Here is an 11,026-nt window from a genome sequence, read left to right as displayed (position 1 = left end):
CGTATGAAGCTTCCAGCGAGGTGGAAATTCCAAAGGATTTTGCGAGCCGTGGTCGTGCGAAAGTGGTTATCGAAGCGACAAAGATTTTGAAAAAGAAGGCCGAGGGTAAATTACCAGTCGTTGTTGGGACGACAGGGCCATTTACGATCGCCGGACATCTTGTCGGGACTGAGAACATCCTGTTGTGGATCATCACAGATCCTGACTCAGTTCACAAGTTCCTGAAAATCGCGGCCGAAATCGAACACCAATATGTCAAGGCCATTGCTGCCGCAGGTGCCGATGTCATCGTGATGAGCGATCCATCAGCGTCAACCGATATGCTCTCAGGCGAGATGTTCGATGAGTTTGCTGCACCTTACATCAAGCAAGCGTTTTCAGGGGTTGAGGCAAAGAGGGTTCTCCACATCTGTGGAGATACAACGATACTCTTGGAACACATGATGGCGACAGGCGTTGACGGCTTGAGCATTGAAGAGAAGGTTGTTCCAGAGAAGGCAGTCGAAATTGTGAATAACAAGGCAGCACTCATTGGGAATGTCGGCGTCGTGAAACCGTTGCTCCAAGGAACACCTGATGACGTGACAAGGGACGCCAAGAGAGTTGCGCAGGCAGGATTCCACCTTGTTGCTCCAGGTTGCGGCCTTGCCGCGCGGGTACCGAAAAACAATATTCAAGCCCTAGTAAATGCGGTAAAAGGTTAGAGCTGGAAGATGGGAATCCGGGATTCCCTTCTAAATTTTTTTATTATTCTATCTGGTCGATCTATAATGCAGATCGATGACTGCGCAATAAGAAGGATGATGTGGAGATTTATTGAAACGACATGGTCCGCTGATGAAACGATGTGGATATTTTTTCCCTATGCCCGGTAAAATCTTATTATAATTCTCCTGCGAATGCTTAAATATGCCAGATTTTTTGTTTATTTCGTTCGGCCAGAATCTCAGGATGTGCACTTTTAAATAGGGAAATCATAATTACCGGTGGTACTTCCTATGGCTTACGGAATAGCTCTTGATCTGGGAACTAGTGGTTACAGAACGCATCTAGTGGATTTATCGAATAAAGGAAAGATCATATCGACGGCCATTACGATGAGACATCCATTGCCAGGTGCCAATATAATGGATCACCTTCATTTTTGGATCGAAAATGGTGCTGAGGTGGGCCATAAGATTATTCTCGAGACTGTCGATAAACTCATAGCACTTCATGGCGTTGATTGCAAAGAGATTGTAAGGATTGCTGTTTGCGGAAATCCAGCCCAGCTCTCAATGTTTGAAGGCATTGAGATTCGGGACCTCGCATACGCTGGTGAATCGATTCTCAGGCGTTTCAATATAACAAGACCCAATAGAAGGGGACATACGACAACAGCTGGGGCGATTGGACTGACGGCTGTAGGGCCTGAGACGGAGGTCGCTATCCCGCCAGCGATCAGGCACGAGGTTGGCGCGGATGCCCTTGCAATGATCATTAAGTCAAAGATGCTGGAAAAGAAAGAGACATGTATGGTCACAGACTATGGTACGAACGCTGAGATGGGGCTATACCATGATGGTGAATTATACAGCGGGAGTGCCGCCGCAGGTCCCGCTATGGAGGGGCAGCATATCTCACATGGAATGCTTGCAGCGCCATATGCTATATCTGATCTCAGTGTAGAGAGTGATGGGTACTGGGCTAATTTTGTTCTCGACGAGCGTCTGGGCCCACGAAGAGCGTCATTGATTAACCCTTCAACTGGAGATTTTAAGAAACTCGACAATATAAAAGCAAGAGGAATTACGGGAACAGGCGTCGTCGCAGCTGTGGCTCTTGGTCTCGAAACTGGTTTGATCAAATTGCCTGGAATTGCAACGAAGGATAGGATTCTTCATTTCCAGGATGGGATAACATTCAACGAGAAGGACCTTCATGAGGCTGGAAAAGCGATGGGAGCGATTCGAGCAGGACATAAGACTTTGATTGAGGAGGTAGGGATCAGGGATGCGGATGTTAAGACCATGTATTTGGCTGGCGCATCTGGTACTTACGTCGACCCATACAAGGCACAGACATGTGGTCTGGTTCCCCGTGTTGTCGAAAAAACAGTGCAGGTCGGGAACACTTCATTAATGATGGCTTATGACCTATTGGTCGATCCATCGGTAATGGATATGATGCAGTCTGTGGCTGATTCGATAGCTTCCAAACACATTATGTTTGCGACATCAAAGATCTTCGAGGACATTTACATCAACGAGGTCGCCTATTGGCTCGAGGGTATGCCGATGGAATATTACAACAAAATGCTGAGACTCTCAGGTTTATCTCCTCTGCCTGATATCGTGAGACCGAAGGAGACGCTTAGAATTGTTGATAGAGATATTCCAGAAGTTGGATCGAAGGGATTGAAGACTCTTGAGCATGTCGGTGTCTTCCTCATCGGTTCATTCGAGGGTTGTGCAGGTTGTAAGAGGTGCGAGATGGAATGTCCCGAGCAAGCGCTCAAGGTCGAGAAAATCGACCGGAAAGAGTACAGGATTAGAATCGCAACTGAGTATTGCCTAGGGACAGCGTGTAAGAACTGCGAGCAGGTCTGCCCAAACAGTGTCTTGAAATTCAATGAACTGAAGATTGTGAAAAGGGAGGAGTTGAACAGTAAGTGCGCCTAATCTCTGTTGTTGACAATACATCAGCACCTCCCTACTCGCCCTCGGGATTGGTGAAGCGATTAGACTCACCAGCAACACATTTTCTTTCGGAACATGGCTTCTCGATGCTTATAGAAACGGACAAAGGACAGCGCGTGCTTGTCGATACGGGTGCTTCAGAAGAAGTACTCCTTCATAACCTTTCACTCCTGGGATTGAGTGTAGACAAAATCGATGCTGTTTTCATCACACACGGGCATTACGACCATGCAGGGGGTCTTGCTGCGTTCGCAAAGGTGGGCGTTCCTATATTCATGCATCCGAAAGCTCTAGTGAGACCCCGTTTTGCAGTCAATAATGAGAAAATGATTGATATCTCAATTCCTGAGAGGGTAGCCGAGAGCCTCGCCACCTGTAACATCAAGTTCGTATCAACGATGACCGAGATCGTTGAAGGGGTAAGGGCGTCTGGAGAGATCACTCGTCAATTCCCCTTCGAAGCACCTGGGAATTATGTGATCAAGCAAGGCGAAAATCTCGTTGGCGATAATTTCAACGACGAGCAGGTTCTTTACGTCAGCTCAAGAAAAGGGTTGATCATCGTCGTCGGTTGCGGGCACGCGGGTATCGTCAACATCGTGCACCAGGCAAAGAAATCGACTGGATCGAAGATATTTATGATCGCAGGCGGTTTTCACTTATATTGTGGTGATACAGATAGGTTACTTAAGACGATGGACCACTTGAAGAACTTAGGAGTCGAAAGGGTGGTCCCAATGCACTGCACTGGATTTGAGGCCATGAAACTCATCTCGGACAGATTCACTGGTTTCGAGTTGATGTCGGTCGGAAGTGAAATAGTTGTTTAGAATTGCAATCTGGTGAAAGCACAGCATTTTTTATTTAGTTAGCTAAATGATTAATCTGATCGAAACTGGGAACCAATGTTGTGAGTGGATCGAAAATCAATTAGCGATAACAGCTCTACTAAATGTCTGAAGTCGCCTGCCTCACGAGTTCATCTGCCAGCGCAGCAATTGGAAACACCGTTCGGGCATATTCGATCGGACCGTACATCACAAAGTCCGCACTGGCCATGATCGGGATTGCCGCGGATGCGATGTCAACGTGCCTGTATATCCGTGCATCTTTTTCTTTCAATCTTACAAGCATCGACCAGGACTCAACAACGTTATGAAGCGCACAGCCCGTTGGGATCCCCCATTTCGCTTTTGAAACGATCAGTGCCCTTAGAGCAGAACCCGCACTCTGGTCCATCGACATGACAGCGACATCAATAAGCGGCTTTTCGATGCCATGACGACGTGCCAATTCTATTAATCCATCTTCCAACATGCCATCGCCATTTTCCAATAGGTAAATCTTACCCTTGACACCGAAGTTGCGCGGGTTGAACGCGAGAAGCACTGCCGCTTTGATACCTATCTGGCTCACCATTTCAAATTCTTGTTTCGAAGTTCCAACGCTTAGGGTATTGTAGACTAGTCTTTCAGCAAGACCCATTTCAGTAGCGCTCTTTGCACCTGCCAATTTGACTTCCGGGCTTGGTGAGTCGATGAAAAGTGGCAAACTGGAGCGATCTGAAATAATGTTAAGATACGAAACGATCGATTCAGCCGTTTCCCCGTAGATCATGAGAGCTGCTGGTGTTTTTGTCTCATCAATCGTATCTTCGAGGCCATTGATTATTTCCTCTAACCGATCAACATCGACTTTTCCGTGCGCGCGATCTTCAACGATGCTGTGACCTGGATAGAATAGGGAACCGATCATTACGGTCCTCCTTATCCCGGGCTGGCCACCAAACGGAATGCCTCCGATCTCAAAAATATGCTGTGTATTTTGAAATCTGAACACTTTATGCACCACCTGTCAAATATGATCTGATTTTTATGGCAAGAGAAACTGAAGGAACGAGAAATATCTCATGGTCGATCGGATCGAGCATGACACCGAATTCTTCTGACACCACGGCGAGCGATGCCGATGTGGCTAGTTTTTCACTCGAAAGTCGGAGCATATGGGAGGCGAACTTATCTGATGCTAGGTTGAGTGATTTTCCGATCCAGGATCCCCCCATCATGAGCGCCGGGCTGTCCACTATAAATGGTTCGACGTCCATGGGGCCTGGATCACGGTTGTTGCATTCTTCAATCGTCTCAAGAAGTTCTTCTGTTCTTTCCTCGTCAAAATGGTACGCAGGATCGTATGCGATAATCTCTTCGACTTCTTTAGGATGCACGAGATCGATCACTTCCACCTGTTTCATGAACCGATCAACGGCTTCCTTTGGTATATTGCACAGATACGGAATTGCAGACTTTGTCCCCTTGATCCTCATTCGTTCGTCAACGCCATTTCTACCCAAACTGACTAGTGCATCACCAGGGAAATGTCCGAACTCATCTTTTCCACAAACAATGAGGAAACGGATTCTAGGGTTACTTATGACGTTTGCTATGATTTTCTCTATTCCGATATTCTCAGTCTTTAATGTGCCTTTGATATTGAATTGATCAGGAGGCAAATCCACGATGCCCCTGCCGATGATCACGATGGCAACTGGAGAATCGTTCGATCCTAGTTCGTAATCACCAGACACGAGCGGCCAATTAAGTTTATTCTCCATGATCTCAACAATCCAACTGTGATCCCAAATTATTTTGTCCTAATACTATTTGTCATTTGAGGTGTAATAATACTCGCCTTTTTTTCAAGGTTATTTATGACGAAGAATCTTCCCCCCCCCATACCCCCTTATTTTATAATCTGTAATCCAAAACAATCATTTTGTAAATAAACCATGCATAGGATTGCATGATTACAAGTCGTAATAATCCAGATTCACGAATTTGATTTCGACATCTATAAATATTGACTTCAAGGTAACACGACATGGTGAAGAATATATGGATTATTCTGAGATTTCAAGAAAGTTGGTCGACATACTTGGACTCAAATATGAACCAGTAGCCGTTACGTTGATCAAAAGCGGACAGTCACCGCCGGAAGGATACAAGGAAGTCGAGAGTAATCTGCGGCATTGCCAGTCTATTATGAGGGCAAGAAAGGGGGAAGTCATGTGGATACCCGCTGCCAAACATGCATGCCCTGTTGGTGCTTCCGCCCTTGGTATTGTCGCAACGCCAGAGAAGGTCGCTTCTGGAGAATTTCATTATAATCTCGGGATGTTTAGTAGTGCGGATGCAGCAAAAAGGATGATCGATGCGCGTCCTACACTCCCTCTAGGTAGCGTAATTGGGACGGTCGTGAGTCCGCTGAGCAAGGCGAAAGTCCCGCCGGATGTCGTCGTGGTGGTTGGGACGCCAGAGCAGTTATATTGGATACTCCCCGTGGCCGCGACCTTCGAAAAGGGCGGGAGAGTTACGATCAACACTGCATCGATGCAAGCTACGTGCGTTGATTCAACGATTATCCCGTATCTGACTGGTGATATTAACATCTCGCTTGGATGCTTTGGGTGTAGGAGGAGCACGGACGTAGCTCCCGAAGAAATGTATGCTGGTATCCCAGCTGCAAAATTAGAGGAAGTCGTGAGGATTTTGGAAAAACTTGGATCGGGACCGATTCCAAAATCAAGAGCGAAGTAGTCCTTGTCTGCTGCAAAAAGATTGGGCGCATCCTTAATGAGATGCTCCCATATCCAAACTACAAAACGTTTTTCGCGGTCAATTTTCATCTATTTTTTTCAACAGGGTTCAGAATGCTGATGGGTCGATGTGAAATTATTCCTTCATCAGAATATAAAACAAAATTATTATTCAGTTGTATTGTTGTTACGCTGATAGGTCTTATTTTAGTGGTTTCGTTTCATTTTCTCGATATCCTTTAGTATAATGATAATCAATTATTAGTCGATGCAAGTTTCAAATCAGAAAACCTCAGTGGCTGTAATGGATTGTAAAAAACAGAGATCAATTTTCCGAGAAGAGTTTGCTCGGAGGAATTCTTGTGGACAAATTGGATATTGAGATATTGAGAATTTTGAGGTTAAATTCGAGGGAAAGTCTGGGAAATATCGCAGAAAAACTCGGCGTTTCAAAAGCGACTGTGAGCCGAAGAATCTCACGGATGGAGAAAGAGGGATATATATCAGGATACACGACTGTGATGAACCTATCGAGAATGGGAGTCATGAGGGCGCTCATTCTCCTAGAAGTGGTTGGTTCTGCAATTAATTCAGTCATCGAGGAACTCAAGAAATTTGAGGAGATTGAGTATATCCACAAAGTATTTGGGGACCACTCACTGATATGCGAGGTTTACACTAAGAGCGTCGACAGCCTCTACCTCTTAATCCAGGGGAAAATACTTACGATACCGCAGATTCAGAACGTTGAGGTCGATATCCTCATTGAAAGGATCGTTTTGAATCCTGATGCTGATTTTGACATGGTATGTGGGAAATCAGGGGGCGCATAGACCCCAGAAATTGACATCGAAATAGGTCAATCTAAAGATCAATATAAGAATACTGGAAATAACAAATCTTTAATAAGGGTGCGCTAGATGTTCAAGAGAGAGGCATGAATCCATGAGGTTGGGCCCCTCTCCAAAAAAATACCTGTTTGATGGACATCGTATCGTCGATCCGAAGACGACGCTCCAGCGCGTTGAACCGTTATGCAAGATTGCTGGTATTACCCGCATCGCTGACATCACGGGCCTCGATAGAGTGGGCATCCCTGTCTATTCGAGCATCAGGCCATCTGCCGAATCAGGTGCGGTGAGCGTTTACAATGGAAAGGGGGCAACAAAGGAACAGGCAAAGGTTTCAGCGATAATGGAAGGACTGGAGAGATACAGCGCTGAACAAAAAGATCGCGAGGTCGTCAGGGCAAAACCTGATGAAATGCTGTCTTCAAGATATGCAATTCATCCGAGCGATCTCATTTTACCTAAGACGTCCCTTTTCCATGTTGATTTCCAGTCGATTGCCTGGGTTGAGGGGGTTGAACTCAACGAAATGGAGCGTATCTGGGTACCAGCAAATGCTGTTTTCCACCCATATACTTCGCGCCTGGACATGACGCTTTTTAGATCCAACACAAATGGTCTTGCCTCAGGGAACTCGTTGGAAGAGGCCGTTCTACATGGGCTTTGTGAGGTGATTGAAAGAGATGCATGGTCTATATGTGAGGTCAAGCGGTGCGTAAAGTCGGATTTATCTTTTGATGCTGAGAATGGACTCGTTTATGACTTGGTGCAAAAGTTTGAGTCGCAAGGCATTCGCATCCATATGAAGGAGTTGACAAGCGACATCGGAATCCCGACGATTGGCGTAGCGGCTGATGACTGGCAAACGAAAGACCCGACACTGCTGGTCATGGGCATCGGAACGCATCTGAATCCTCATGTTGCAGCGATCCGTGCACTGACCGAAGCTGCACAAAGCAGAGTGACGCAGATCCACGGGGCGAGGGAGGACACAATCAATGCCAGGTTCCGACAGAAACTCGGATATGAAAAAACGAAATCGATCAACAGGATGTGGTTTTCGAATTCGGGAAATGAAAAAAAGGTCTCCGAGATCGATAGGCTTGATTCAATGGATATTTATGACGACATATTATTCGTTCTTGATCAACTCAAAAAAAGAGGATTTAGAAAAGTGATTGCGGTCGACCTTACGCGAGAAGAGTTGGGAGTCCCAGTTGTTAGGATTATAGTTCCAGGACTGGAAGTCTTTGCAATGGATGAGGAACGTGTAGGCCGTAGATTAATGGAGGCGACGACCTGAAAGCCATCATCTTCCTTGGTCCAAGCTTATCGCACACCGAAGCAAGGAACATCCTGGACGCAGATTATAGGCCTCCGGTGAAACGAGGGGATTTGGTCTCGATTTATGGTGAAAAGAACGTCGTCGTTGGCATTATCGATGGAATATTTTTCAGTGACTCAGCTGTAGGTCATCGTGAAATCATTGGCTTATTGGAAAGGGGTATCACCGTTGTAGGGGGTGGCAGTATGGGCGCCCTACGGGCTTCGGAACTGAAAGACTTTGGAATGATCGGTGTTGGGAGGATATTTGATATGTATTCATCGGGTGTGATTGAGGGTGATGATGAGGTCGCCATTATATTCAATCCTGAAACGCTGGAGCCCCTTTCAGAGGCGCTTATTAATATTCGGTACAATCTTGAGCGTGCTGTCGATCGAGGCATCATTACGGAATCGCAAAGCAAAGACATTATCAACGAGCTAAAGGCGGTTTATTTTCCTGAAAGATCCTATGAAAAGGCCCTAGAAATTGCATGCGAGAAATTGAAAAGAAATGAATTTATCAGGCTCCGAGAATACTTATTAAATTGCGCAAGGGACCTCAAGAAGGCGGACGCGGAATTGGTTATCACAACCATAAAAAATTTAATTCAGCAAGAAAAATAATAAATGCACGTTAAGTCGTCTATTCGGTCTAACTGGATCGATCTATGATTTAATCGATTGTTTAGTATGGATGGAGTATCCATCCATAATCAAAATTATAAGCTAGCTCGTTTTAATGAAATAACGCAAGGGGACTGATTTTCATCGTCCGAGGAAGCTTTCCAAGGTCGGTGAAAATCTAGAAAAAGGGAGGTATTGAATGGCGAAATACAAGGACAAAGTAGACTTGTATGACGACAGGGGCAAGCTAATTGAAAGGGATGTGCCACTGGAAGCCATCAGTCCTCTGTATAACCCTGCCATCAAGAGAACGGTGTCCTTGGCCAAGCGAGTTGTCGCTGTCGACCTTGCTGGGATTGAAAAGTCTCTAAAAACCGGGAAGGTTGGCGGCGGACACATCAAGGGCAAGGAGATCGATGTCCCGCTTGTCGCGAATGCGGCAAAGATTGCGAGGGCTGTCCGCGATATCCTAAAAGTCGCTCAGAACGACGATACGGAGGTCAGCATATTGGCGGACGGCAAGAGGATGATCGTGAAAGTACCCTCGGTGCGGCTGGAGGCTGGCGCTGAATACACAACTGGATTTACTGCAGCCGCCGCAGCGGTGACCCAAGCGATTATCGAGCTTTTCGACATCGATATGTTCCGAGCCAACATGGTTAAGGCTGCCGTATGGGGGAGATATCCCCAGACTCTGAACTTTCTGGGAGCCAACGTTAAGTCGATTTTGGAGGTTCCCCAGAACAACGAAGGCGCAGGGTATGCATTGAGGAACATTATGGCAAACCACATTGTGGCATTGACCGGTAGGAATGCAATGAATGCAGCGGCTCTTGCGTCAATATTTGAGCAAACTGCGATGTTCGAGATGGGCGATGCGATCGGACCATTCGAGCGGATGCACTTGCTAGGGCTCGCATACCAGGGTCTCAACGCGAACAATATGGTCTATGAAATCGTCAAGGAGAACGGAAAAACAGGCACAGTAGGGAGCGTAGTTGAATCAATTGTAGGGAGGGCGATTGAGGACAAAGTTATCAAGGTAAAGGAGAAGTTGCCCTCTGGATATAAGGTCTACACAACCAATGATTTCGCACTGTGGAATGCGTACGCAGCTGCGGGTATGCTTTGTGCGATCATGGTTAACTGCGGTGCAGCGAGAGCGGCGCAAGGTGTACCGTCAACGATATTGTACTACAATGATCTGCTCGAGCATGAGACCGGATTGCCGGGTGTCGACTTTGGTCGTGCGATGGGTACATCTGTGGGGATGTCCTTCTTCTCGCACTCGATCTACGGTGGAGGTGGGCCAGGTCTCTTCCATGGGAACCATATCGTCACGAGGCACTCAAAGGGCTTTGTGATTCCTGCGATTGCTGCTGGTTGTGCATTAGATGCTGGCACACAGATGTTCTCCGCTGAAGCAACATCAGGGCTTGTGAAAGAGGTATTCGGTGACATACCTGAGTTTAAGTCACCTATAAAGATGGTCGGAAAAGAGGCAAAGAAGCTGAAGGAAATGGTGTGAAGATGCCTGCCGAATCCATGCCGGAGCCGGTACCGCTACCGGAGATCATGATTTTCCCGTCGAGGCTTTTGTCGGCTGCGACGACAGAAAAATTGTTGAACAAGTTGTATACAGTCAAGCACGTGAGACAGATCAATATTCAGGGCGAATCTCTCCCAGAGAAGATCACTATGGGTCCAGGAGCAGGTCTCGACGTGGATCACAGTGAAAGGAGAGTGATCGAAGTAGCGGGAAAGAAGACGGAACTCAAGGTCCAGGTTGGCCGTATTTTCGTTGAAATTGACGATATCGATCATGTTGAAGCGGCCTTGAAGGACATTGAGGAAATCTGTAAAGAGATCTTGCCGTTTGGCTTCGACTTGGAGGTTGGAAGGTATTCGAAATATAGGCCTACTGTTTCCGATTATAAAAAAGGAGTGAGGTGATTTAA

The 11,026-nt window shown here is 46.4% G+C and carries 11 protein-coding genes; 9 read left to right on the top strand and 2 right to left on the bottom strand.

Annotated elements, in window-relative coordinates:
* The 3 genes from QHH00_05780 to QHH00_05770 all read left to right on the top strand — a co-directional run.
* The coding region (locus QHH00_05780) for a uroporphyrinogen decarboxylase family protein (GenBank protein MDH7508891.1) at positions 1-704 on the top strand (704 nt) is incomplete at its 5' end.
* 294 nt (positions 705-998) lie between these two features.
* Entirely contained in the window at positions 999-2,660 is a 1,662-nt protein-coding gene (locus QHH00_05775; GenBank protein ID MDH7508890.1) for a methylamine methyltransferase corrinoid protein reductive activase, read from the top strand.
* Positions 2,651-3,508, top strand: coding sequence for an MBL fold metallo-hydrolase (locus tag QHH00_05770; protein ID MDH7508889.1), 858 nt, complete (start codon positions 2,651-2,653; stop codon positions 3,506-3,508). The genes QHH00_05775 and QHH00_05770 overlap by 10 nt, the downstream gene beginning before the upstream one ends.
* A 118-nt stretch (positions 3,509-3,626) precedes the next feature.
* On the opposite strand, the gene mtrH is transcribed toward QHH00_05770, so the two are convergent.
* Together mtrH and QHH00_05760 are read right to left on the bottom strand one after the other, a co-directional pair.
* Positions 3,627-4,517, bottom strand: a complete 891-nt coding sequence (mtrH, locus tag QHH00_05765) for a tetrahydromethanopterin S-methyltransferase subunit H (protein MDH7508888.1) — start codon at positions 4,515-4,517, stop codon at positions 3,627-3,629.
* Position 4,518: 1 nt separating this feature from the next.
* Entirely contained in the window at positions 4,519-5,289 is a 771-nt protein-coding gene (locus tag QHH00_05760) for a hypothetical protein (protein MDH7508887.1), read from the bottom strand.
* Between the two features lie 280 nt (positions 5,290-5,569).
* Here QHH00_05760 and QHH00_05755 point away from each other — a divergent pair, with 280 nt between their 5' ends.
* From QHH00_05755 to mcrD, 6 genes are all read left to right on the top strand, one after another.
* Positions 5,570-6,271 carry a DUF169 domain-containing protein gene (locus QHH00_05755; GenBank protein ID MDH7508886.1) on the top strand — a complete coding sequence of 234 codons (702 nt, stop codon included), beginning with the start codon at positions 5,570-5,572 and terminating at the stop codon, positions 6,269-6,271.
* Positions 6,272-6,632: 361 nt separating this feature from the next.
* Positions 6,633-7,103 carry an Lrp/AsnC family transcriptional regulator gene (locus QHH00_05750; GenBank protein ID MDH7508885.1) on the top strand — a complete coding sequence of 157 codons (471 nt, stop codon included), beginning with the start codon at positions 6,633-6,635 and terminating at the stop codon, positions 7,101-7,103.
* 112 nt (positions 7,104-7,215) lie between these two features.
* Entirely contained in the window at positions 7,216-8,421 is a 1,206-nt protein-coding gene (locus QHH00_05745; protein MDH7508884.1) for a YcaO-related McrA-glycine thioamidation protein, read from the top strand.
* An 8-nt stretch (positions 8,422-8,429) separates the two neighbouring features.
* Positions 8,430-9,068 carry a TfuA-related McrA-glycine thioamidation protein gene (locus QHH00_05740; protein ID MDH7508883.1) on the top strand — a complete coding sequence of 213 codons (639 nt, stop codon included), beginning with the start codon at positions 8,430-8,432 and terminating at the stop codon, positions 9,066-9,068.
* A gap of 199 nt (positions 9,069-9,267) precedes the next feature.
* Positions 9,268-10,596 carry a coenzyme-B sulfoethylthiotransferase subunit beta gene (gene mcrB / locus QHH00_05735; protein ID MDH7508882.1) on the top strand — a complete coding sequence of 443 codons (1,329 nt, stop codon included), beginning with the start codon at positions 9,268-9,270 and terminating at the stop codon, positions 10,594-10,596.
* Positions 10,597-10,598: 2 nt separating this feature from the next.
* The gene (mcrD, locus tag QHH00_05730) at positions 10,599-11,021 is read left to right on the top strand and encodes a methyl-coenzyme M reductase operon protein D (protein ID MDH7508881.1); all 423 of its coding nucleotides are present in this window, start codon (positions 10,599-10,601) and stop codon (positions 11,019-11,021) included.
* Positions 11,022-11,026: the final 5 nt, after the last annotated feature.

Source organism: Methanomassiliicoccales archaeon (genome assembly GCA_029907465.1).
GTDB lineage: Archaea > Thermoplasmatota > Thermoplasmata > Methanomassiliicoccales > JACIVX01 > JACIVX01.
The sequence above is the reverse complement of the archived record's forward strand: the minus strand, read 5'-3'. Positions and strand labels throughout refer to the sequence as shown.

Excerpts from the sequence above, each read along its gene's own strand:
- QHH00_05775 (MDH7508890.1), top strand. The coding sequence starts at position 999 with ATGGCTTACGGAATAGCTCTTGATCTGGGAACTAGTGGTTACAGAACG.
- QHH00_05760 (MDH7508887.1), bottom strand. The coding sequence starts at position 5,289 with ATGGAGAATAAACTTAATTGGCCGCTCGTGTCTGGTGATTACGAACTA.
- QHH00_05755 (MDH7508886.1), top strand. The coding sequence starts at position 5,570 with ATGGATTATTCTGAGATTTCAAGAAAGTTGGTCGACATACTTGGACTC.
- QHH00_05745 (MDH7508884.1), top strand. The coding sequence starts at position 7,216 with ATGAGGTTGGGCCCCTCTCCAAAAAAATACCTGTTTGATGGACATCGT.
- mcrB (MDH7508882.1), top strand. The coding sequence starts at position 9,268 with ATGGCGAAATACAAGGACAAAGTAGACTTGTATGACGACAGGGGCAAG.
- mcrD (MDH7508881.1), top strand. The coding sequence starts at position 10,599 with ATGCCTGCCGAATCCATGCCGGAGCCGGTACCGCTACCGGAGATCATG.